Source organism: Sporomusaceae bacterium, from assembly GCA_031460455.1.
Lineage (GTDB): Bacteria > Bacillota > Negativicutes > Sporomusales > UBA7701 > Anaeroselena.
This window is the reverse complement of the sequence record JAVKTQ010000009.1, coordinates 26403-47677: the sequence shown is the minus strand read 5'-3', so window position 1 is coordinate 47677 and position 21275 is coordinate 26403. Positions and strand designations below refer to the sequence as shown.

Genomic DNA, 21275 nt, shown 5'->3' with positions numbered 1-21275 from the left:
CGATATGATTGTGAAACAGGATCAATGGTGCAACGATGTGGAGGGCTGGCAGCGCGAGACGCTGGGCAAGCGGGTGGTGGAGGCGCTGAAGGCCAATTGGTTCGATGCGCTGTATGTGCCTGACCGCGAGGCTGCTACGCAGTATGTGCTGGGGTACTGCGTCCCCGGCAAGGTGGTTGCTCACGGCGGGTCGGCGACGCTGACGCGGGATATGGCGATCATCGACAAAATAAAGGCTACGGGGGCGACGCTGATCGAGAATGCTTACGGCGAGCCGGAGGCGATGTTCGAGGCGCGGCGCAAGCAACTGATGAGTGATGTGTATCTTTGCAGCGTGAACGCGCTGACGATGGAAGGGTATCTGGTAAGCGTGGACGGCACCGGCAACCGCACCGGGGCGATGACGTTCGGGCCGCGGAAGGTGATCGTGGTGGCGGGGACGAATAAGATCGTGCCCGATCTGGCGAGCGCCTGGCAGCGAATGGAGAGAGTGGCGGGGCCGATGAATCTGAGGCGCCTCAATGCGCCGACGCCGTGCGTGCAGACCGGCTATTGCATGGATTGCAAGGCCGATAAGCGCGGTTGCCGGATCTATACGGTGCTGAAGCGGCGGCCGATGCTGACCGATATCACGGTGGTGGTGGTCGGCGAGAATCTGGGATTTTAATGAGTGATCACCTGGCCCAGACTATGACCGGAAGCGGCCCCTCGATGGGGGCCGCTTTTTGCGGTTGTTTTGGTATTTTGAAGAATATTATTGTCGACGCAGGGACTTTTGGCCTACGTGTAGAATCTTCTAGGGGCGAAAATTCCGTATTGGTGGCTATATGAAACGATTTTTGGCAGTAAGTATTGTGGCGTTCGCATTGGCTGGCGTCTTGTTGGCAGGCTGCGCGGGGGCGGGCGGAAAGCCCGTGGCGCCGGCCGGCGAGCAGTCTGTTAAGCCTGTCGCGGCTGAGCCGGTTAAAACGCCGCCGCCGGCCGGGGTGCCGGTGCTGATGTATCATAAGATCGGCGAGGAGAGGGGTAACGACGCGGTGATTTCCGCGGCCCGCTTCGCCGAGCATATGGAGTTTCTCCATAAGAACGGTTATCGCACGCTTTCCCTGGCCGAGCTGGAGGCTTACCTGGGCGGCCGGGCGGAGTTGCCGCCGAAGCCGGTGGTGCTGACGTTCGACGACGGTTATCGCGATACTTACGAGATCGCGCTGCCGGTGCTGAAGAAGTACGGTTTCAAGAGTACGCTGTTTATCCCCGCCGGGGAGACCGACCGGCGCCTCACCTGGGAGGAGCTGCGGGAGATGAAGGCGGGCGGAATGGAGATCGGCTCGCATAGTTTTTCCCACCGCGATCTGGGTGTGATGACGCCTACGCAGCAGGCGGCGGAGATCGAGCGTTCCAAGGAGGTCCTCGACCGGAACTTGGGACAGGACAGCCGTTATTTCTGTTATCCCAACGGCAGTTATGACGGCGAGACGCTGCGGCTGCTGAAGGCAAGGGGGTTTAGCCTGGCGGTGACGATCGAGCCGGGGTGGGTGAAGCGCGGCGATAACCCGCTGCTGCTGAAGAGGGTCTGGATGGGCAACGGGGTCGACCTGAAGCATTTCGAGGCGCGGCTGACCAGCGAGAATTACCCGATCCTTTAGATGTGCTTTTTATATCTTGGGCAAAAGAGGTACGCGATGATAAGGTTGTCATTACCGACAAACATTTATATACGGTTTCTGGTTCTCAATCTGGCGTTTCTGATTCTTACCGGGCCGTTTCTGGTTATTTTCGGCCCGTTTGAGAATATCAAGCGCAGTGTTATCGGGGCGGTCATGACTTCCCGCCATCCCCACTATATAACGTGGTTGCTTTCCGACCGTCAGATCAAGGATATCCTCGGTGAAACCAATCAGGGGCAGACGGTGCGGCAGCAGGCCCTGCAGTTCACGAAGCGGGAGGATGATTCGCTGCGCCTGATCAATATCACGGGGGGCCGATTCAAGGGTTATCTGCTGGAAGTGCCCAACCCGGCAAGGGTTAAGGTGGCTACGGCGCGCGATATCCAGGAGATCGGCGACACGGTCAGCACGATCGCGCTCAACAATAACGCGATTGCGGCGATCAACGCCGGCGGGTTCTTCGATCCCGAGGGCACGGGGACGGGACGCCTGCCGTGGGGGATCATCGTCCGCGACGGGAAGTTCCTGGTGGGCGGCGATATCAAGGAGAGCATTGATGTCGTAGGGCTTTCGAAGAGCAATATGCTGGTAACCGGCAATCATACTATCGCGGAGATGAAGGCGATGAATGTCGCCGAGGCGGTCACTTTCGGACCGTCGCTGATCAAAAACGGCAAGAAGCTTATTACCCAGGGCGACGGAGGGTGGGGGATCGCCCCGCGCACCGCTATCGGCCAGCGCAAGGACGGGACGATTCTTTTCCTTGTTATCGACGGCCGCCAGCCGGGGTATTCGATCGGGGCGACGCTGCTCGACGTCCAGAATATTCTTTTTGAGCAGGGAGCCTATACAGCGGCCAATCTCGACGGCGGCTCAAGCGCGACGCTTTTCTACAACGGCAAGGTTATCAACAAACCGGCCGATATGCTGGGCGAGCGCATGGTGCCGACGGCGTTTATCGTTAAGTAGGGAGGGCACGGGGTGGACGAAAAGCGGCGGAAGCTTGCCATTTGGATTGTGGCCAGCCTGATTTTCCAGGGGAGTATTTATTTATATTTCGATCAGATATTGTTGGCGCCGACTTCCTCGTACGAGGTGAGCGCGGCGGCGGATACGGTGGCCGGCGGCAAGGCTTACTATTCCCGCGACCGCCGCTATACGGCGATTGTGAAGGCCGGCAGCGTTGATATTTATATGGCGCCCCGCAAAGAGCCGATCCGGACGGTGGAGCTGGGAGCCAACAAGAAGGTGTCGTATTTCCGCTGGCTGAAGGATCGTGACTTGGCGTTGATGGCGCTGCACGAGGACGTCGGCGACACGAGCACGGTGACGCTGACGCAGATTCACCCGATGGGGGCTGAGCACGAGCTGGCGGAGACGGTGAGCAAGCTGCCGCGGGGCAGCAAGATTGTGGATGTGGCGTATTCGACGGCGACGAATGTTATCTATATGCAGGTGCAGGTTTCGACTAATCCCGAACAGTATCGCGTTTACCGCACGGATGCCAACCGCGATCTGAAGAGGGTGTACCTGAACGCGAGCAAGATCAGCCGGATAGCGGTGCTGTACGACCAGGACACGATGTTTTACGATAATGTGGCCGAGGGCACGGTGACGGCGAGGCATGTGGACGGCAGCTGGGAGGTGGTTTCGCCGCAGACGGGGAAATATCGCCTGGTGGGCGTTGAGAATAACGTGATTTATCTTGCCAAGCTGAATACGGAGGGGCTGGCTACGGCCATCTACACCGGCCGGCTGAAGGGCAAGTTCACCGAGGAGAGGGTGCTGGCGACGCCGACGGATGTCCGGCAGATTACGGTGAAGGAATTGGGGAAGGCGGCTAATAAGTAGAGCCGAGCCGGGGAGAAGATTGAGAGGGGTTGTCGTCGTGAGAGAGTTCGTATCCCATCACCTTATCAAGGGACAGGATCTCAACCATCACGGGACACTGTACGCCGGCCGCGGCGCCGAATGGTTCGTGGAGGCCGGGTTTGCCGCCGCCGCGTCCATGACAAATCCGGAGAATGTCGTTTGCCTTAAGATTCACGGGATGACCTTTAAGCGACCTGTCCGCAAGGGCGAGATCATCAGGTATATCAGCAAGGTGGTTCATGCTACGCGGACCAAGCTGGTATCGTATGTGAAGGTGGAGCACGCTAACGACGACGAGGTTATCGTCGATGGGTTCATGACGTTCGTGCATGTCGACCTGGAGGGCAAGTCTCTGCCGCACGGGCTGGTGATCGAGCCGAGCGACGATGAGGAGGCCGAGCTACAGGAGCGGGCCAAGCAGCTTTGATATTTGAAGTGAAAACCCTGACTTTTTCGAGTCAGGGTTAAATTTTTTTTAATTTTTTTGCGAAAAAATGCGTTTTGGACGAAAAGTGGACTTTTAGTGGACTGTTTGACAAAAAAAGTGTGATATGATGATAGCGTGAAGGAGACCGCCAGGGGGCGGTCTTTTCCGTTTGTGATATGCAAAAGGGGGCAAGGAGATGAAGGGGTGCTATAAGCACGATTGTCTGAATCACGACCGCGGCTGGCCGGGCAATTGCCGGGAGGATGAGGGGACGAGGTCTTTTGAGGGGCTGTGTTGCCAGTATGTGAGCGCGGAGGGTCTGATGCGGACGTTCCGGTGCGGCTGCCACAGGAATGCGCGGGGCCGCTGGGTGGGCGACCGGGTGACTGTGCTGCGGTGAGGCGGGGTTAGGCGAGGAGGCGGTAGACGGCATAGGCGATGGCGAGCCAGAGGAGGAGGATGACGGCGGCGCCGAGCCAGAGTTTGGGCATGATGTTGCCGTAAGAGGCGGCCTGGCGGCGGCAGTCGTCGAGGACGGGGGGCGGGATGAGCCTGACGGCGAGGGCGATGCCGAGGGGGAGGAGGATGACGTCGTCAAGGTAGCCGAGGAGGGGGATGAAGTCGGGGATGAAGTCGACGGGGCTTAGGGCGTAGCCGACTATGAGGGCGACGAGGGCTTTGACGTACCAGGGGGTGGCAGGGTGCTTGAGGGCAAAGAAGAGGGCGAGGATGTCGCTTTTGAGGAGGCGGGCTTTTTGTCGGAGGGATAATTTTCCCGTGGTTTCGTCCATAGTAAGGTCCTTTCGGCGGGTTGTTTTTTTTATTATAGCATATGAGGGAGGGCGACGGGATGGCGGGGGTAAAAGGGCTGACGCACCGCCAGCAGGCGTTTGTGCGGGAGTATGCGAGCCGGGGTAATGTGCTGCAGGCGGCGCGGGCGGCGGGGGTGAAGAGCCCGGAGAGCTCGGGTTACCGGATGATGAGGAATGCGAAGGTGCAGGCGGCGATTGCCGAGGTGAGAGGCGGGGTGGAGGCGAAGCTGGCGGGGGAGTCGGCGAAGGCGCTGGCGATTTTGCTGAATCTGATGGAGAACGCGGAAACGGATTCGGTGCGGCTGAGGGCGGCCCAGGAGGTGCTGGACCGGGCCCGCGGCCGGCAGGGGGAGAGGCGCGACGAGGGGGACGGGCGGCAGGGAGCGAGGACGCTGCTGGATTATTCGGACCCGGCGGCGGTGGCGGCGAGGCTGGAGGAGCTGTGGCGGCGGCGCAGGGATAAGGATGACGGACAGACTGCCGTCAGGGGAGAGGCGGGAGACGGGGGCGGCGGCGATGCTGAGCGGTGAGGAGCTGGCGGAGCTGGCGATGCTGGAGGCATACCGGCAGTACGGGGAGGACCCGTGGCTGTTCGTGAAGGAGTGCTGCCGGACGAAGGATGAGGCGGACGGGGGCAAGGTCAAGAGTGTGCCGGACAAGGGGTATCTGCGGTATGTGACGGAGGTGTGGCGGGAGGAGAGCTTGCTGGCGATTCCGAAGAGCCGGCGGATGCTGATGACGTGGCTGTTTTTGTGTCTGCATCTGTGGGCGGCGCTGACGAGGCCGAACGCGGCGGTGTTCATTCAGTCGAAGAAGCAGGAGGACAGCGAGTTTTTGCTGGGGGAGGACCGACTGATGTTCGTGTACCGCCAGCTGCCGCAGGAGTTTCCCTGGCCGGCGCTGGAGAAGGCGATGGCGGGTAAGAGCGGCAAGGGGTACGCGTATCTGAGGTTCGCGAACGGGTCTTATGTGGCGGCGGTGGGCCAGGGGCCGGACCAGCTCCGTCAGTATACGGCTTCGCACGTGTATCTGACGGAGCTGGCTTTCTGGGAGTGGGCGGAGGAGACGTTTGCGTCGCTGCTGCCGACAATCCAGGGGGGCGGGAAGGTGACGATCGATTCGAGCGCGGGACCGGGTTTTTTCGACCGGCTTATTCACGGCGAGCTGTAAAGGTGGCGAATTTGGGCGGCAAAAGGGCGCAAAAGCGCGCAGTTAGCCGCTTTGAAAATTTTTTGGAATAAAATGGTAAAAAGGTATTGATATAATCCAAAAACCGTGTTACAATTTACAAAAAGTGGTAAATATTACCAAGTAATAAGGGTGTATGTGTCGGTTTTGCATAGTCCGGCGGCGGCACGGAGGGCAATTTGCCGCTGCGGTGGGCTGACGAAGCCGGGATGTCGATTTCGCGAGAAGAGTAACGGGAGTTTTCTCCCATAGCCTCCAGGAGCAATCCTGGGGGTCTTTTTTTCAAACAGAAGGGGGGGAGAGATTTGGCAATGTCGGAGATTCCCGAGGGGGTTAACCGCTGGCGGACCAGGCAGGGGCTGACGGTGGTGAGGGTGCATTATACGGCCGATCCGGCGAAGCGGTCGGCGGCGTGGCGGGAGGAACAGAAACGGGGGATGTCGGAGGCGATGTGGGAGCGGGAGATGGAGATTAATTTCCGGATTATGCTGGGGAAGGCGTGGTTCCCGGAGTTTCGCTACGAGTTTTACATTAATATGTAAAATCCTGCAAGAAGGCCCGGCGATTTAATTGCCGGGCCTTTTGGCTTTTGCCCTAGTGGGCAAGCTCTATTTCCTTGCCTTTCAGCACCTCGTCGCGCAGGGTAAGCCAGATGGTTTGGAATAACTGGTTGTAGCGGAGGGTGGTGCGGATGGCGGCGATGTCGCGGGGGCGGGGGAGGTCGATGTCGACGATGCTTTTGATGCGGCCGGGGTGAGCGGTCATGACCATTACCCGGTCGCCTAGGCAGAGGGCCTCGTCGATGCTGTGGGTGATGAAGACGGTAGTTTTGCGGCTCTCTTCCCAAATTCGGAGGAGCTCTTGCTGAAGGAGGATGCGGTTCTGTTCGTCGAGGGCGCCGAATGGTTCGTCCATGAGCAGGATTTCGGGGTCGTTGGCGAAGGCGCGGGCGACGCTGACCCGCTGCTTCATGCCGCCGGAGAGCTGATGGGGGTAAGCGTCGGCGAATTTTGTGAGGCCGATCATGCGGATGTAGCGGTCGGCGATGGCATGGCGCTCTTTTCTGCCGAAACCACGAAGCCTCAAACCGTACGCCACGTTGTTTCTTACTGTCATCCAGGGGAAAACACTTTGCTCCTGAAAAACCATCGAGTTCAGCGGGCGGCCGTTTGGAGCGGCGGGAATGCAGACTTCGCCGCCGGTGCTGTCTTCAAGACCGGCAAGAATTCTCAGCAGGGTGGTTTTGCCGCAGCCGGAGGGGCCGACGATGCAGAAGAATTCGCCGCCGCCGATGTCGAGGCTGACATCCTGGAGGGCGTCAACGGTGCCTCCCTGGGCGCTGAAGGTTTTGTTGACGTTTCTGAGAGTAATTCCGGTTCCGCAGGCCAAGGCGTGGCACCTCCCGGTCAAGTTTGTTTCCAGGGGACGATCCAGCGTTCGACGGCGTCGAGGAGCAGCGAGAAGATGTAGCCGAGGACGGAGAGGACTATTAAGGCGACGAACATCTGCTCAATGTCGAACATGTCGTAAGCGCGCCATATCATCCACCCTACGCCGGCCTTGGCGGCCGATAACTCGGCGGCGACGATAAGGATGAGAGCCATACCCATCCCAAGTTTGAGGCCGGCGAAGATCATCGGCAGGGCGCCGGGGAAGGCGACGGTGAGATAGAAGTCCCGCCGGTTAGCCCCGTAGTTGCGGGCGACGTCGAGGTAGATTTTGTCGATGTCGAGCACGCCGGCCATGGTGTTGATAACGACGAGGTAGAAGACGCCGATGGCGATGGTAAAGACTTTCGAGGTTTCGCCCAGGCCGAAGACGAGGAGGATGAGGGGCATGATGGCCAGCTTGGGGATGGGGTATGTAGCGGCGATCATCGGCTCGACGGCCGAACGGACGAAGGGCGATAACCCCATACTGATGCCGAGGATGATCCCCGGCACGGCTCCGACTATGAAGCCGAGGATGACGCGCTGGACGCTTACGGCAGTGTTGTAGATCAGCTCTCCCGAGAACAGGAGAGGAACGAACGCCTGGATGATGAGGCTGGGACTGGAGAAAAGCCTAGTGTCGATGGCATTGACACGGGCGAGGATTTCCCAGGCGATAAGCAAGGTCAGCGGCGACAGGACGGAGACGACGCGGATGAACAGGCCGCCGTTAGGGAGTTTTGCCATACACGCCACCTCCCGGAGCTGGTTACTTGTATTTGCCGAGTACGTTTAGGGCAAAATCGACGTACTTGTTATCAACGACTTCCTGGAGTTTGATGTCGGTTTTCAAAAGGTTGCGCTGTTTATACCAGGCCAGGTCCATTTCGATGCCTTTCATGCGCAGGTAGCCGTCAGGGTTAAGGCCTACAGGGAACATTTTTTCGTACATGACAGGGTCTTTGACGACCGAGTATTTGCACAGGAGATCGATGAGCTCTTTTTTGCCTTTGTCCTTGAAGAAAGCATCGTTGTAGTCGCGGTGGGATTTAACGTAGGCAGTCATGAAACGGTTGGCGACGTCCGGCCGGGTTGTCATGCTCGTGCCGAAGACCAACAGGGCGGTCTGGGCGTCAGGGTCGTATTCGGCTGGGTCTTTCCAGGGGTCGACGATGCCTTTGGCGATGCCTACGGCGATGAAGGGCTCGATGACCATGGCGGCGTCGATGCTTTTATTGCCCAGGGAGACAAGCATATCGGGGAAGGAGCGGATGACTTGCAGGTCGACGTCTTTGGTGGACATGCCGCCCTTGTTGAGGACGCGGTCGAGAGCGATTTCATCAAGCGAAGCGGTGCCGACGACGGCGATCTTCCGGCTGCGCAGGTCGGCGAAGTCGTTGATGGCGCCGACGAGGTCCTTGCGGATGACGAGACGGTAGTACCCTTTGCCGGGGACGTTGATGCCTTTGTCGGCGACGATTTTTACGGGGATGTCGCGGGACATGGCGTTAAACAGGCCGGATGCGGTTACGGTGGCGCCCACGTCGAGCTGCCCGGCCGCCAGGGCGTTGATCATTTCCTGGCCGGTATTGAACTGGACAGGCTCGATTTTGATGCCCAGATCTTTATAGTAGCCTTTGGCCATGCCGATCAGGACACCGGAATCGGAGACGACCTGTTTCATGCCAACCTTGACAACCGTTTCCTGCTGTAGCGGCAAGAGCGCCGGCGCCCAGGCCGGGCCTTTGGCTGCTGCCGGGGCGGTTTGAGGCTGGCCGCAGCCGACGATTATCAAGGTTAGGGCCAGGAATACGGCCAGGATAACGCCTGTTTTTCTCTTCATAAGCAACCCTCCACGACTGCATTTTCGAATAGTACACGATATTCTCCCCGGCGTTTTTTGGTTACAGCCCTTGCAGGTTTTTGATTTGTCGGCCATAATATAGCTTGAAAGCAGAAATGGATGGTAGCAATGAAAGAGATAATCGCGCAAGTAAATGAATGGCCGTTCATACACCAACTTCCGGCGAACCAGGCCAGTTTTTCCCTGAGCCTCGACCTTGCCGAGGACGGGGTACAGTATAACGTTTTTTCCTACCGGAATGCGGAGGAGCTGCGAAGCTTCTCCGTCGTTTACGACCGGGCGACGAAGGATTTTCTGGCGAGGGTGGCGGTGGGGCTCAACGAGTTTTACGATGTCAGCTTTATCTGTCCCGACCTGGCGAGCCTGGAGAGGATTTTGACCGCAAAGCTGGCGGCTGCTCTTGTCGATCTGAGCGGCGGACAGCAGTACGAGAGCATCTTCCGGGCAAAGAAGATCCTTGAATGGCCGTACAGTGAACAACTGGCCGGCGAGGTGGCCGGATTCCGCTTATTTATTACGCCGCGGCAGCCGCTGAAGACGGTCAACGGATCGTATATTATTCTTGATTACAGCGATTTTGCCGCCGCCAGCAACCTCAGCATAAGTTACAACGTCTACCGAGACGAGTTTTTCGGCCAGATCCGCTTGCGGCAAACGCCGCATATGATCGGCACTTTCGATACGCGAGATCTTGGCGAGCTGGCCGCAAAAATAGACCGTGAACTGAGGCCCGCGTTGGCCGATCTGCGCGGCCGCATCGCACATTCAGAGGGAGAAGGCTAATCATGAAAACAGCACTTACGGTCGCAGGCTCGGATTCAAGCGGCGGCGCCGGGATTCAGGCAGACCTCAAAACCTTTTCCGCCCTTGGCGTCTTCGGCATGAGCGTGATTACCGCTATTACGGCGCAAAATACGTGTGGCGTGACCAATATTCGCGAACTGGATGAGGAAATAATCGTCGACCAGATTGCAGCGGTTTATGAGGATATTCCGGTGGGAGCGGTGAAGGTCGGCATGTTGTCGAGCGCCGCTATTACCCGTGTTGTCGCCGGCGCGCTCGTCAGGCACGGCGCCACGAACATTGTCGTCGATCCGGTGATGGTTGCCAAAAGCGGTAGTCGTCTCTTGAAACCCGAGGCGGTCGATGCTCTTATCCGGTATTTGTTTCCCGTCGCCGATGTGGTAACACCCAATCTCCATGAAGCAGCCGAGATCGTCGGCTTTCCTGTGGGCGACCGCGCAGCGATGGAACGGGCGGCAATCGTCATCAAGGCTATGGGGCCGAAGTACGTGGTGGTGAAAGGCGGACATTTGCCTGGAGCGGCCTGCGATCTTTTTTATGACGGCGTCGAGTTTGCCGTTCTTGCCAATAAACGTATTGAGACCAAGCATACTCACGGAACAGGCTGCACTTTCTCATCCGCCATCGCCGCTGGTCTGGCCAAAGGCATGTCTGTCTTCGAGGCCGTCACGGCGGCCAAACGCTATATCACCGTTGCAATCACACACGGGTTTCCTCTAGGAAAAGGCGTCGGGCCGACACACCATTTCTATGAGCTTTATTCCCAGGCAGGCGTGGCAAGCGAAGGAGAATGAATGTGGCTAGAATATTGGTTTGCGACGATTCGGCCTTTATGCGGATGTTGCTCACGCGGGTTCTGAGCAATATGGGCCACGAAGTGGTTGCCGAAGCTGCCAATGGAAACGAGGCTGTGGAGAAATATCGCCGCTATAAGCCTGATCTTACAACAATGGACATAACCATGCCCGAGTGCGACGGTATCGAAGCGGTCAAGCTGATCTGCGGTAAGGATAAAAAAGCGAAAATCGTTATGGTTACTGCTATCGGGCAGCAGCCGATACTTCGCGAAGCCATTGCCGCAGGTGCGCTCGATTTCATTGTCAAACCGTTTGTGGAGGAACAGGTAGTGAAGACTGTAGCAGGCATTCTGGCAAAGTAACCGGCAGCAATCTATTGACATTAGTTATGTAACATGGTATTATCCATTTTGTGGCTCATTGACAGGTAAACTTGAATCATATATACTAAATAATGCAGTTTCAAACGGCCCCGTGGTGTAGTGGTCTAACATGCCGCCCTGTCACGGCGGAGATCGTCGGTTCAAATCCGATCGGGGTCGCCATTTATATTTTTTTGCCGCGGTAGCTCAGTTGGTAGAGCAGAGGACTGAAAATCCTCGTGTCGACGGTTCGATTCCGCCCTGCGGCACCATTCATGCGGAAGTAGCTCAGTGGTAGAGCATCGCCTTGCCAAGGCGAGGGTCGCGAGTTCGAATCTCGTTTTCCGCTCCATTATCTGGCGGCATAGCCAAGTGGTAAGGCAGAGGTCTGCAAAACCTCTATTCCCCAGTTCGAGTCTGGGTGCCGCCTCCAAAAGGAAAACCACCCGCGACGGGTGGTTTTATTATGCTTTTTTTGACAGAATCAACTAAATATAGTGTTTAAGACTTAACTTTTCTTATTATTTCCACGATATTATGTTGGCAGGCTTTTTTTTGCTCCGAGAACGTTTTGGTACGGCAAGAGACGCTAACCACTCCTACTCTGAGGAGGCTTTCGCGTGCGGAAATTAATATCCTTTGATCTGCAGCCAGGCATGATAACCGCGGAACCGGTATTCTCCAACGATGGCAGGCAGATTCTTATTCCAGCCGGCAGCCAGCTTACCGAGCAAGCTATCCGCCTAATTCAGAATTGGGATATCGCCTTTATTATGATCGCGGAAACTTCGGAAGCCGAACTGCTGACTCCGCCTCCCGCGGTAATCGATCCGGTACTGGAAATCCTGCCGGATGCGATGGCGAAGAAGGTAATCAATTTCACCTGCAACTTGGAAGAAGCGTTGTTCAATGTAACCGACTTTTTTGAAGCGTTAAGATCTGGAGGTACTTTCGAAACGGCCGGTTGCCGGCAAATTTCCTCTAAAGTCGCCCGCCATCTCGTTCAGCCCGCCGAGGCTGTAAACCGACTGCTGTTCAGAATAACCGTCAACCGCGACCGAGACTATCTTGAGCGCCATTCAGTATCGGTCGCTGCTCTTTCCGGGATGTTGGCGTCGTGGATGGAACTGGCGCCTGCCGTAATTGATGAAGTCGTTCTCGCCGGTCTCATCCATGATATTGGCAAAATAAGGATGCCGCGCAGCCTGATAATAGATAACGACCCCACTCCCGAACGCCAGGAAATGCTTAGGAAACATGTTCTGCTTGCCTACGAGCTACTCCGGGATGTTCCCGGGTTGCCGCCCAACGTGCTCGCCGCCGTCACACAGCATCACGAGTACCGGGACGGCAGCGGCTACCCCCTGGCATTGTCCGGTGATGGTATCAATCAGTTCGCCCGCATCGTCACTGTGGCCGACCGTCTTTGCCATATTGCCGAAGGGCCCGGCGGACTCAACCCGTTCAACATGGTGGAAACAGTCAAGGGTGAAATGTTCACCAGACTTGACCCTGCGGTGTGCGATACCTTCGTCCGGCGGATCAACGATTATCTTATGAATAACCCTGTCAAGCTGAACGACGGGCGCAAGGCAAAGGTCGTTTTTCTGCCGACTATCAACCCGACTTCCCCTGTTCTGAAAACCGAGGACGGGCAGTTTATTGATCTGACCAAAACCCACGATATTGCTATCGTCGGGCTGACTTTTTAAGTGCCGCATACTGCGGAGCCTTATTTTGCCTCGGGTTGGACCTTCCTGCACTCTTGTCAGATAAACGGATTTGCGGTATAATAATTACGCTGTCCCGGCAGCTGATGCTGCCGGGATATTAATACACGCCGGAGTGGCGGAACAGGCAGACGCAACGGACTTAAAATCCGTCGGAGAGAAATCTCCGTACCGGTTCGACCCCGGTCTCCGGCACCAGTAACGAGATGGCTCAGGAGTTTTATTCCTGGGCCTTTTTATTTTTGACCGTTGTGTCATGACTACTTTGAAAAAGATTTAATCGGGAATTATAAACAATAAAACCACATATTGACAGCAAGCGTACATATGTTCTATAATTTAATTACAAATAATGACAAGCTTTTCGGAGGTATCGCGATGAAAAAACTGTGCGTGATCCTCACTTTTGTCGTAACCTTCAACCTCGGTTTCGGCTTTGCATTACCGACTGTGGCACGGGCCGACACCTTCGACGCTATTCTCGACGTGCTTGACGCTGTCAATACTTATGCATTAGTCCGCGAAATGATGAAAAAGACCGAATTTACCATGCAGTATCAGGTATTCCAAAATACTAAACAGAAATTCGGCGTCAGCCGAGACGACGCCGCCAACGAGATGCTGCACCGTGTTTTCACCCGTGTGGGCGCCGCACCCGGTAACGGCGAGATTCTCGCCCGGCCGCCCAGCTATTTTGTTATCCCCGATGGTTCCATCAATGGTTTTCGATCTGTTGGCAATGTTATCGGAATAAATGCGGGCGTTTTTCATGAGTTTGGCTTCAATGAGGATATGGTCGCTTTTATCGTGACTCACGAAATGGGCCACGGCACTAAACAACACTCCTTGCGGCAGATCGAAGGCATGCTCCCGTTAAGGACCATCGCGAGTCTAATCGCAAAAAGATATGGAGAATATATTCCAGATTATCAGTTGCAACTTGCCGGTCTAATTCTTCTACACGTGCAAAATAGCGGTTATTCTGTTCCCTTCGAGTACGAGGCCGACAATACCGGCTTCGAATACGCCGTCAACGCCGGTTATAATCCGGGAGGAGCCGCCGCCGCTTTTGTCCGGATGAAGTCGTATTATGTCGACAAGCCGGATTTGATGCGCGCCTTGTTTAATCCCCGTACACACCCTACAAATCAACAGCGAATCGAGAATTTTTCCGCCAAACTTACTGCTTATTCAGGTAATAATGTTACGGTAAGCGGCACGGCAGTGAACGTCAAAGGGCAGCTCCTGATGAATACTCGGCCGATTGGGGCGCGGCTGGCTGAGGAGCGCGCGCATCTGGTAGCCGGCAATCTTGCCCGTGTTTTCCACCAGCAGCCGCGGCCACCTGACCCGGCCACGGTAGAGTTCGGCACTCTCAAGCTGGCCGGGCGGACTATTATTACACCAGTGCCTGGTGAGCCATCGGCCGAGGAATTACAGGCCAAATTAAATGCGATTTTGGGGTTTCCGGCAGACGTTACGAGCCAGCAAAATTCTAACAAGGCCAAACCTTTGAACTCTCATTGGGTTGAATTGTAATGGTGGGGAAGAGGGTGAAGGTGATGCGGAAAAGTCGTTTGTATTCTTGTTTCTTCTCTTTATTGACAGCCGTAATATTTGTTGCTTTATCCGGCTTATCCCCGGTTGGCGCCGCTCCGGCAGCACCAACAAGCCCTGCCGCTGATCCCATACGCATCGGCGGCAACTTCGACCTCAGCGGGCGTTACGCCTATTTCGGCGAAATGGTGGTTATGGGCGCTAAATTGGCCTTCAAAGAAGTCAACGATGCCGGCGGGGTGCTTGGCCGCAAGATTGAGTTCGTACCTCTTGATAACGCCTCCGACAAAGCAAAGGCAGCGGTCGTGATGAAAAGCCTGGCCGCCAGGGGGAATGTATCGGCGGTATTAGGCTGCCTAACTATTGCCAATACATCGTCGGCCTATGTGATTGCCGAACAGAACCGGATACCTTTGGTAAGCCCCACGGCCGGTGGTTTTATGCTGACGGGGAGCGATGGCAAGGTAAAGCCTTATGCTTTCCTGACGTGTTTCTCGGATAATAAGCAGGCCGGCTATATGGCCAGGTTCGCGTTTGAAGAGCTGGGGGCTAAGAAAGCCGCGATCGTCTATAACGATAAAGCAGATTTTTCTCGCATGATGGCGACTGCTTTCGAACAGGTTTTCGCGGCCTTCGGGGGAAAAATTGTCGCCAAAGAGCAGATCGGCAGTGGCGAGGAAGCTTCACAGGAATATGTCGCCCAGATCCGGCAAGCCGAGCCCGAGGTTGTCTTCATTCCGCTGAATTATCGCGAGGCAGGGCAAACCATCCGAGGCTTGCGCGAGAGCGGCATAGGCGCTTCGCTGCTGGGGCCTGATATGTGGGACTCGCCACGGATAGCGGCTTACGCAGGCGAGGAAGCGCTTAATGATATCTATTTTTTTTACCAGTACGCCGCAAGTAAAGTGTTACCTAAGGTTGACAAGTTCTTTGAAGCGTTTGAGAAGGAATATAAACGCCCGCCAGGGTCTGAGGCGGCAATGGGTTATGAAGCGGCAGTCGTTCTCGTGGAGGCGATAAGAAAGGCCGGCAACGCCGATCCAGAAAGCGTGCGGGCCGCCCTGGAAGGTATTGAGGCCGAAGGGTTGCTGGGGACGATCCGTATCGACGCAGCCGACCACAATGTGGTGAAATCTGTGACTGTGTACCGGATGATAGAGGGGCAGTCATTTCCTTACAGGATGCTCAAACCATAATAATAAGCCACGGTCCCTAGGGGACCGTGGCTTTCGCTATGATGTCTATTTCTTCCTTTTCCAGATTTTATAGGCATATACCAGATAGGCTATGAAAAGTGCCGTCGCCGCCAAGGCAAGCCATATGCCACTGTAGGCGGCCATTTTTGTGCCGAAAATAGCGTCAAGAATATCAAGCGAGGAACTGAGGATCACGATTGCCGTTATTGCGGCGACGAGATAGAAAGGAGTCGAGTATTTGGCCATTTCAGTTTCCTTTCCGGCTATTGGTATGCCTTGTATTCAGTCCAAGAGCAAAAGTCCGGTGAGCGTGACGCGGCCAGGAGAAAATCCGGCCGGAAGCCCGGCTGCGGCACAGGTTTTTTCCACGTCGATTCCCACCGCCTCCAAGGAAGGACGGGCTTGTGAAGGCAGACGGCAAACGGGCGGACAATCTCCGTCCGCACATGCTTGGCAGAGCTGACAATGTCCGCAGCCAAGACCTACAGCCAGACTGAAGCCGTTGCGGAATGCTTCTTGCTCAAGGCTGACAATAATCTTGTTCATAGCGATCTTTTCCCTGTCGAACACATTTTGGCATTCATGGGGCTCAGCCTCGCGGGTGATTTGCACAAGAAGAGAGAATGTGTACCGAGTCAGGATTGCCAAAGTTTCGTCCAAAGCCCACACTTTTGGCGGGCACATCAGGTTTCGGCCGAACTGGCCGCACAGGTTAAGCCGGCATTTGAGCCTGACGCGCGGATCAACGACGATTTCGCGCGTCAGAAGCGGTTCGGCTTCGTGGCAACCCTTTGTTTTCGCAGTATCGGCCAACGCCAGCAGGGTTTTGATTGCATGCGCCGTCTTCGCCACTTGCGGTCCTCCTCACTACTTTTCGTAGACAACTCTGCCGCCGCAGACGGTACAAACTACTTTGGCAGCAGCGATTTCTTCCGGCGGTATAGCGAAGATATCTTGGGACAGAACGACAAAATCGGCAAGCATACCAGGAGACAAAACGCCTTTTTCTCTTTCTGCGAACTCCGCGTAGGCTGCGTTGGCGGTGTAGGCGTTGACTGCCTCAGCGACGGTTATCTTTTGTTCTGGATGCCAGGATTGTCCGCCGTCAAGTTTGCGGGTTACGGCAGCCTGAATGCCCTCAAGAGGATTTAGAGATGCGACCGGCCAGTCGCTTCCGAAGGCCAGCCTGACTCCGGCGTCTATAAGAGAGCGGAAGGGGTAGGCATACTTTGCCCGCTCAGGGCCGATACGCTTTTCGGCCCAGCGACCGTCGTCGATGACGTGGCTAGGCTGCACCGAGGCGATAACCCCCAGAGCCGCCATCCGGCCGATGTCTTCAGCGCAGAGATGCTGGGCGTGCTCGATGCGGAAGCGCCGTTCGCGCCGGTCGTTTCGTGCCGCTATTTCGTCAAATATGTTCAGCAGAATGTTGTTGGCCTTGTCGCCGATGGCGTGAACGGCTGCCTGCAGGCCGGCCAGGTCGGCTGCAGCGAGCTGTCCGCCCAGTTGGTCCGCAGTCTGCATCAGGAGGCCGGAATTATCCGGCTCATCGTCGTAAGGGGCGAAGAACAGTGCGGTGGAAGAACCGAGCGATCCGTCGATAAAAGCCTTTACACCGGTAAGCCTTAGCCAGGCGTCCTGCTGACCGTCAGGCAGTTGACGGGTTCTGGTCCAGTCGGGCAAGGGCATGTGGAGGCTTAGTCTGACTGTCAGCGCTTGTTGACTGCGAAAAGTCTGAAACACGCGCCAGCTTTCCCATTCTTTCCCGACAGCCATATCCTGGAGCGAGGTCACACCCAGAGAGGCGGCGAGTTCGGACGCTTTTCCGACAGCAGCGAGCGACTCGTCCATGCTGGGCGGCGGTATCGCCCGGCGGATAAGTTCGAGTGCGGCATCCTTCAATATGCCGGTCGGTTCGCCGGTAACGGGGTGGCGTATTATCGCGCCGCCGGACGGAGTCGGCGTTCCGGCCGTTATTCCGGCGGCGGTCAGGGCAGCGCTGTTGGCCAAGCCCATATGCAAGTCGCTGCGGGTGACGAAAACCGGTGTGGCCGGAGTGAAAGGATCGATGTCTTCCTTAGTCGGCAAGCGCGGATCGGACCATGCACCGTTATCCCAATTGCCGCCTATCAGCCAGCGCCCCGCAGGAACCGTCTGGGCAACTGACGCGATTTTGGCGGCAAGATCATTACAACTGCAAGCATCACGCAGATCGACGGCTAAAAGCTGGCGGCCGCCGAGGAGGAAGTGGGCATGGCTGTCGTTAAAGCCTGGCAGGATAAGCCTGCCGCCGGCGTCGATCACTTTCGTCGCCGTCCCGACGAGCGGTGAAATATCTGCGTTGCTTCCTATGGCGACGATTCGGTCAGCATTAACGGCTATCGCCTGGCAGCGACCTGCCGAGCCGATGCCCGTCCACACGGCGGCGTTTAGTATGACGAGGCTGGCGTGGGCCATGGAAAAAAACCTCCCCGAATGAGTCTCCAGATTTAAAGATACCATGTCCGCACGTGTACAGCAACAATCCCGGAGGAAATTACGAAAAAATTGCTGACGCAGTATTGACAAACAGCGTCGGCGAAAACTATAATAAATACAAAATTAATAACTATAAGTCGATGAGGACTTCCTGAAATATTTTAGGAAGTCCTTTGCGCTTTTCTCGGCCGCTGCATGCGACGGCCGTGCGGCGCGAAAATATCCCGGAGTCGAGCTTGTTTCAGAGGGATAAAGGAGGGATATGATGTTAGCCGGCAGCGAAGATTTCACCCGCATGCCACTATACTGGCAAGTCGCTTCCTTGCTGCATTTCTGGTCTAGCGGCGATGGCGGGGGAATGCCTCAAAGCCAGGGGCGGGATAATAACATAGTGGCTTAATACCTGAGTATTGTTTAAACTAAATTATTTTGAGAGGTGGATTTTAGTATGTTAAACGATTTGCTTTACTTCATCCCGGCAGGAAAATACACCAACGGACAGTTGGTCAATCTGCTGAAGGAGCATCCCGAAATCAAGTTCGTGTCCCTGGTCGGCATTGACTTGGCAGGCAACGATACCGACGAAAAAATCCCCATAAATTTATTTTTGAAAGATATTGAGAAATTCTTCCTGGGCGGCGCCGTCGAAACAGACGGTTCGTCAGTCGTCCTCACCGGCCTGGCGACTCTAAACAACGCCAAGGTTGATATGGTAGTTGACCCCAATGTCAACTGGTTTATCGATTACAACTGGGAGAGTGTCGATGAAGAGACCGGCAAACCGGTCGGCTCACTCCGCATCCCTGCTTTCCTCGTCCACAACGGCCTGCGGGTCGACTCTCGCTCTATTCTGGCGCAGAGCCTTGAATACGTTAAAGGGGAAATCCTCGAGTTATTGAAGAAAGCCGGTAAAGTATCCGGTCTTGAGCATCTCGATCCCGCTGAAATCGACGATATCGTTTTTACTGTCGGCACTGAGCTCGAATTCTGGGTCAAGACGCCTGACGAAACCGCGGAAATCGAAGAACTGTCGGCTACCCAGGTCATGCAGGAGAACTACTGGGCCCGGGCGCGCGGCCAGGCCCGCACCGCCCTGGAAGAAGCCATGCTTATGCTGGAGAGGTACGGCCTCGAGCCCGAGATGGGTCACAAAGAGGTCGGCGGTCTCAAGGCCCGTATCGGCGAATCAGGCAACCTCGCCCATGTAGTCGAGCAGATGGAGATCGACTGGCGTTTCGCCAATGCCACGCAGGCCGCCGACAACGAACTCCAGGCCCGCATCCTTGTTAAGGAAGTATTCCGCGAGAACGGCCTTGAGGTAACATTCAAAGCGAAGCCCATCACCGGTGTCGCCGGCAGCGGCGAACACACCCACGTAGGGATTGCCGCCAGGCTGAAGTCGGGTAAACTGGTGAACCTCTTCGCGCCCGGCGATATGAAAGGCGACTTCCTGAGCGCTATCGGTTACGGCGCCATCATGGGCCTCCTCAAAAATTACGAAGTTGTCAACCCGTTCATCTCCGCCACCAACGACTCGCTCAACCGCCTTAAGCCCGGTTTCGAAGCCCCGGTCTGCATCGTAACCTCGCTTGGTCACAGCCCGGCCGTGCCGTCCCGTAACCGCACCATCCTGGCCGGCCTTGTCCGCGACGTCAACAATCCGCTGGCCACCCGTTTCGAGGTCCGTGCTCCGAACCCCTTCACCAACACCTATATCGCCGTCACCGCTTTCTATCTGAGCATGCTCGACGGCATCAAGGCCGCCGTCAGCGCCGGCAAGACCACCAAGGAGCTTGAGGCCGAACTTTCAAAAGACCCGGCGACCGCTGGGTTCTACCTGGAGAAGGGGCGCGCCTATCGAAGCGAACATGACGTTTTCGAGGACTACACCGCCGAGGAACGTGACCGTCTCTTCAGCAAGCCGCCTGCCACCGTCTGGGAAAACATGCTCAACATCGAAAAGTATCCGCAGAAGGTTGCCGTTCTTACCGCCGGCAACGCCTTCCGCAAGGAACTCATCGACGCGTTCGTGGCCGGGGCGCTTCTCCGCTGGCGGACCGAGCTGGTCAACCGCATTATCGGCGAGAATTGCGAAATGATTAAAGAGTGCAAACCCGTGCATGATGCCAAGGACGAAATTGACGAAAAGGCCTGGCAGAAAGTAAGCGCCCTGCGCACCTATATCGCAAAAGATACACCCGCCGCCAAAAGCCTGTTCAGTCGGATCAGGGAAGCAGTGGCAAACGGCGACTATGCAGCCGCCTCGAACATGCAAATCGAGATGGCCGCAAAAATGGGCGAAATCAAAGCCCTTTATGCCCAATACAAACGCAATATAATCTAGCAGGCTGAATTAATCCCCCGGCATCCAGCCGGGGGATTTAATTTTTTGTCGGAATATTACTTGAAATCAGAAGAAAATTAACCTAAAATGGATTAGGAGAATTATTTCTGAGGTGGAATATGGACAATATCGACTTGAGGATTGTCGACATCCTTCAGACCGACGGCCGGATAACCATGAAAGAATTGGGCCAGAGGGTAGGGCTGACAAGCCCGGCCACTATAGAGCGCGTCAAGAAGCTCGAAGACAGCGGCATCATCGGCGGATACCGGGCCGACATAAACATTGCCAAAGCCGGCCTGCCGGTTCGGGCCTTCATCCTCGTCACCATCGGCGGCGGCTCGGGTGAAGAGCTCCTCGACTATTGCCGCCGCCATGCCCGGCTTCTCGAGTGCCACCGTCTTGCCGGCAGCGCCTCCTATCTGCTTGCTGCGGCCGTCGCCGATACCGCAGCGTTAGAAAAACTGCTCGACGATCTGACTATTTACGGCCGCACCGAGACCCACCTCGTGCTGTCCACGCCTATTGCCGCAAAAAAGATCAATCTGCCCTGACAAAAGGCACCCAAAACCCCGGAGCGGTCGCTCCGGGGTTTAAACACTCGGTCACTTCGCCGCCCTTATTGGGGCGGTATTTTCACTATACCATATTTTGCCCCGACTGTCGGATTAGTATTTGAGGCGTCGCGGGGCAAAGTATCACCAGTATGATTATTTCGCAGGAATTGAGGGGGCGCGGGCCGTATTT

Annotated in this window: 24 protein-coding genes and 5 tRNA genes; 22 read left to right on the top strand and 7 right to left on the bottom strand. The window is 56.2% G+C overall.

Annotated elements, in window-relative coordinates; all coding sequences use genetic code 11:
* Positions 1–4: 4 nt before the first annotated feature.
* From RIN56_13615 to RIN56_13590, 6 genes are all read left to right on the top strand, one after another.
* A complete protein-coding gene (locus RIN56_13615; GenBank protein ID MDR7867841.1) occupies positions 5–667 on the top strand; it encodes a lactate utilization protein in 663 nt (220 codons plus the stop codon).
* Positions 668–827: 160 nt separating this feature from the next.
* Entirely contained in the window at positions 828–1646 is an 819-nt protein-coding gene (locus tag RIN56_13610; GenBank protein MDR7867840.1) for a polysaccharide deacetylase family protein, read from the top strand.
* Positions 1647–1682: 36 nt separating this feature from the next.
* Positions 1683–2636 (top strand): phosphodiester glycosidase family protein, encoded by a 954-nt coding sequence (locus RIN56_13605; GenBank protein MDR7867839.1) that lies wholly within the window; start codon positions 1683–1685, stop codon positions 2634–2636.
* Between the two features lie 12 nt (positions 2637–2648).
* The gene (locus RIN56_13600; GenBank protein ID MDR7867838.1) at positions 2649–3518 is read left to right on the top strand and encodes a hypothetical protein; all 870 of its coding nucleotides are present in this window, start codon (positions 2649–2651) and stop codon (positions 3516–3518) included.
* A gap of 37 nt (positions 3519–3555) precedes the next feature.
* Positions 3556–3966, top strand: coding sequence for a hotdog domain-containing protein (locus tag RIN56_13595; protein ID MDR7867837.1), 411 nt, complete (start codon positions 3556–3558; stop codon positions 3964–3966).
* Between the two features lie 196 nt (positions 3967–4162).
* Positions 4163–4366, top strand: a complete 204-nt coding sequence (locus RIN56_13590; GenBank protein ID MDR7867836.1) for a hypothetical protein — start codon at positions 4163–4165, stop codon at positions 4364–4366.
* A gap of 7 nt (positions 4367–4373) precedes the next feature.
* Here RIN56_13590 and RIN56_13585 read toward each other — a convergent pair whose 3' ends face one another.
* A complete protein-coding gene (locus RIN56_13585; protein MDR7867835.1) occupies positions 4374–4757 on the bottom strand; it encodes a YkvA family protein in 384 nt (127 codons plus the stop codon).
* 59 nt (positions 4758–4816) lie between these two features.
* Between RIN56_13585 and RIN56_13580 the strand changes: the two genes are divergently transcribed.
* From RIN56_13580 to RIN56_13570, 3 genes are all read left to right on the top strand, one after another.
* Positions 4817–5308, top strand: a complete 492-nt coding sequence (locus RIN56_13580; protein MDR7867834.1) for a terminase small subunit — start codon at positions 4817–4819, stop codon at positions 5306–5308.
* Positions 5244–5948: a hypothetical protein gene (locus RIN56_13575; protein ID MDR7867833.1), complete on the top strand. Its 705-nt coding sequence runs from the start codon at positions 5244–5246 to the stop codon at positions 5946–5948. Before RIN56_13580 ends, RIN56_13575 begins: the two co-directional genes overlap by 65 nt.
* A 329-nt stretch (positions 5949–6277) precedes the next feature.
* Positions 6278–6508, top strand: coding sequence for a hypothetical protein (locus RIN56_13570; GenBank protein MDR7867832.1), 231 nt, complete (start codon positions 6278–6280; stop codon positions 6506–6508).
* 52 nt (positions 6509–6560) lie between these two features.
* On the opposite strand, the gene RIN56_13565 is transcribed toward RIN56_13570, so the two are convergent.
* From RIN56_13565 to RIN56_13555, 3 genes are read right to left on the bottom strand one after another with little or no spacing between them, the layout of a single operon-like run.
* Positions 6561–7355, bottom strand: a complete 795-nt coding sequence (locus RIN56_13565; GenBank protein MDR7867831.1) for an ABC transporter ATP-binding protein — start codon at positions 7353–7355, stop codon at positions 6561–6563.
* A gap of 17 nt (positions 7356–7372) precedes the next feature.
* Positions 7373–8143, bottom strand: a complete 771-nt coding sequence (locus RIN56_13560) for an ABC transporter permease (GenBank protein MDR7867830.1) — start codon at positions 8141–8143, stop codon at positions 7373–7375.
* A 22-nt stretch (positions 8144–8165) separates the two neighbouring features.
* On the bottom strand, positions 8166–9239 hold the full coding sequence (locus tag RIN56_13555; GenBank protein ID MDR7867829.1) for an ABC transporter substrate-binding protein: 1074 nt from the start codon (positions 9237–9239) through the stop codon (positions 8166–8168).
* A gap of 129 nt (positions 9240–9368) precedes the next feature.
* Here RIN56_13555 and RIN56_13550 point away from each other — a divergent pair, with 129 nt between their 5' ends.
* The 11 genes from RIN56_13550 (at position 9369) to RIN56_13500 (ending at position 15706) form a co-directional block, all read left to right on the top strand.
* Positions 9369–10043, top strand: a complete 675-nt coding sequence (locus RIN56_13550) for a hypothetical protein (GenBank protein MDR7867828.1) — start codon at positions 9369–9371, stop codon at positions 10041–10043.
* 2 nt (positions 10044–10045) lie between these two features.
* Entirely contained in the window at positions 10046–10858 is an 813-nt protein-coding gene (gene thiD, locus RIN56_13545) for a bifunctional hydroxymethylpyrimidine kinase/phosphomethylpyrimidine kinase (GenBank protein ID MDR7867827.1), read from the top strand.
* 2 nt (positions 10859–10860) lie between these two features.
* Positions 10861–11223 carry a response regulator gene (locus RIN56_13540; protein ID MDR7867826.1) on the top strand — a complete coding sequence of 121 codons (363 nt, stop codon included), beginning with the start codon at positions 10861–10863 and terminating at the stop codon, positions 11221–11223.
* Between the two features lie 106 nt (positions 11224–11329).
* Positions 11330–11406, top strand: a tRNA-Asp gene (locus RIN56_13535).
* Between the two features lie 13 nt (positions 11407–11419).
* A tRNA-Phe gene (locus RIN56_13530) sits at positions 11420–11495 on the top strand.
* Between the two features lie 5 nt (positions 11496–11500).
* Positions 11501–11575, top strand: a tRNA-Gly gene (locus RIN56_13525).
* 6 nt (positions 11576–11581) lie between these two features.
* Positions 11582–11656: transfer RNA gene (locus RIN56_13520), tRNA-Cys, on the top strand.
* A 187-nt stretch (positions 11657–11843) separates the two neighbouring features.
* Positions 11844–12935 (top strand): HD domain-containing phosphohydrolase, encoded by a 1092-nt coding sequence (locus RIN56_13515; GenBank protein ID MDR7867825.1) that lies wholly within the window; start codon positions 11844–11846, stop codon positions 12933–12935.
* A 127-nt stretch (positions 12936–13062) separates the two neighbouring features.
* Positions 13063–13151, top strand: a tRNA-Leu gene (locus RIN56_13510).
* A 180-nt stretch (positions 13152–13331) separates the two neighbouring features.
* Positions 13332–14492 carry a M48 family metallopeptidase gene (locus RIN56_13505; protein ID MDR7867824.1) on the top strand — a complete coding sequence of 387 codons (1161 nt, stop codon included), beginning with the start codon at positions 13332–13334 and terminating at the stop codon, positions 14490–14492.
* A gap of 23 nt (positions 14493–14515) precedes the next feature.
* Positions 14516–15706 (top strand): ABC transporter substrate-binding protein, encoded by a 1191-nt coding sequence (locus RIN56_13500; GenBank protein ID MDR7867823.1) that lies wholly within the window; start codon positions 14516–14518, stop codon positions 15704–15706.
* 45 nt (positions 15707–15751) lie between these two features.
* On the opposite strand, the gene RIN56_13495 is transcribed toward RIN56_13500, so the two are convergent.
* The 3 genes from RIN56_13495 to RIN56_13485 are packed head-to-tail and all read right to left on the bottom strand — an operon-like array spanning position 15752 to position 18163.
* The gene (locus RIN56_13495) at positions 15752–15952 is read right to left on the bottom strand and encodes a hypothetical protein (GenBank protein MDR7867822.1); all 201 of its coding nucleotides are present in this window, start codon (positions 15950–15952) and stop codon (positions 15752–15754) included.
* A gap of 36 nt (positions 15953–15988) precedes the next feature.
* Entirely contained in the window at positions 15989–16558 is a 570-nt protein-coding gene (locus RIN56_13490; protein MDR7867821.1) for a DUF2284 domain-containing protein, read from the bottom strand.
* A gap of 15 nt (positions 16559–16573) precedes the next feature.
* The gene (locus RIN56_13485; GenBank protein ID MDR7867820.1) at positions 16574–18163 is read right to left on the bottom strand and encodes an amidohydrolase; all 1590 of its coding nucleotides are present in this window, start codon (positions 18161–18163) and stop codon (positions 16574–16576) included.
* A gap of 469 nt (positions 18164–18632) precedes the next feature.
* Between RIN56_13485 and RIN56_13480 the strand changes: the two genes are divergently transcribed.
* Both RIN56_13480 and RIN56_13475 read left to right on the top strand, forming a co-directional pair.
* Positions 18633–20528, top strand: coding sequence for a glutamine synthetase (locus tag RIN56_13480; GenBank protein MDR7867819.1), 1896 nt, complete (start codon positions 18633–18635; stop codon positions 20526–20528).
* 119 nt (positions 20529–20647) lie between these two features.
* Positions 20648–21082, top strand: coding sequence for an Lrp/AsnC family transcriptional regulator (locus RIN56_13475; protein MDR7867818.1), 435 nt, complete (start codon positions 20648–20650; stop codon positions 21080–21082).
* Positions 21083–21275: the final 193 nt, after the last annotated feature.

What these genes read in the sequence shown, in the direction of transcription:
- RIN56_13550 (MDR7867828.1), top strand. Translation starts at nt 9,369, where the DNA reads ATGAAAGAGATAATCGCGCAAGTAAATGAATGGCCGTTCATACACCAA.
- RIN56_13495 (MDR7867822.1), bottom strand. Translation starts at nt 15,952, where the DNA reads ATGGCCAAATACTCGACTCCTTTCTATCTCGTCGCCGCAATAACGGCA.
- RIN56_13505 (MDR7867824.1), top strand. Translation starts at nt 13,332, where the DNA reads ATGAAAAAACTGTGCGTGATCCTCACTTTTGTCGTAACCTTCAACCTC.
- RIN56_13610 (MDR7867840.1), top strand. Translation starts at nt 828, where the DNA reads ATGAAACGATTTTTGGCAGTAAGTATTGTGGCGTTCGCATTGGCTGGC.
- RIN56_13480 (MDR7867819.1), top strand. Translation starts at nt 18,633, where the DNA reads ATGTTAAACGATTTGCTTTACTTCATCCCGGCAGGAAAATACACCAAC.
- RIN56_13570 (MDR7867832.1), top strand. Translation starts at nt 6,278, where the DNA reads ATGTCGGAGATTCCCGAGGGGGTTAACCGCTGGCGGACCAGGCAGGGG.
- RIN56_13580 (MDR7867834.1), top strand. Translation starts at nt 4,817, where the DNA reads ATGGCGGGGGTAAAAGGGCTGACGCACCGCCAGCAGGCGTTTGTGCGG.
- RIN56_13555 (MDR7867829.1), bottom strand. Translation starts at nt 9,239, where the DNA reads ATGAAGAGAAAAACAGGCGTTATCCTGGCCGTATTCCTGGCCCTAACC.
- RIN56_13575 (MDR7867833.1), top strand. Translation starts at nt 5,244, where the DNA reads ATGACGGACAGACTGCCGTCAGGGGAGAGGCGGGAGACGGGGGCGGCG.
- RIN56_13605 (MDR7867839.1), top strand. Translation starts at nt 1,683, where the DNA reads ATGATAAGGTTGTCATTACCGACAAACATTTATATACGGTTTCTGGTT.
- RIN56_13500 (MDR7867823.1), top strand. Translation starts at nt 14,516, where the DNA reads ATGCGGAAAAGTCGTTTGTATTCTTGTTTCTTCTCTTTATTGACAGCC.
- RIN56_13615 (MDR7867841.1), top strand. Translation starts at nt 5, where the DNA reads ATGATTGTGAAACAGGATCAATGGTGCAACGATGTGGAGGGCTGGCAG.
- thiD (MDR7867827.1), top strand. Translation starts at nt 10,046, where the DNA reads ATGAAAACAGCACTTACGGTCGCAGGCTCGGATTCAAGCGGCGGCGCC.
- RIN56_13560 (MDR7867830.1), bottom strand. Translation starts at nt 8,143, where the DNA reads ATGGCAAAACTCCCTAACGGCGGCCTGTTCATCCGCGTCGTCTCCGTC.
- RIN56_13485 (MDR7867820.1), bottom strand. Translation starts at nt 18,163, where the DNA reads ATGGCCCACGCCAGCCTCGTCATACTAAACGCCGCCGTGTGGACGGGC.
- RIN56_13585 (MDR7867835.1), bottom strand. Translation starts at nt 4,757, where the DNA reads ATGGACGAAACCACGGGAAAATTATCCCTCCGACAAAAAGCCCGCCTC.
- RIN56_13475 (MDR7867818.1), top strand. Translation starts at nt 20,648, where the DNA reads ATGGACAATATCGACTTGAGGATTGTCGACATCCTTCAGACCGACGGC.
- RIN56_13590 (MDR7867836.1), top strand. Translation starts at nt 4,163, where the DNA reads ATGAAGGGGTGCTATAAGCACGATTGTCTGAATCACGACCGCGGCTGG.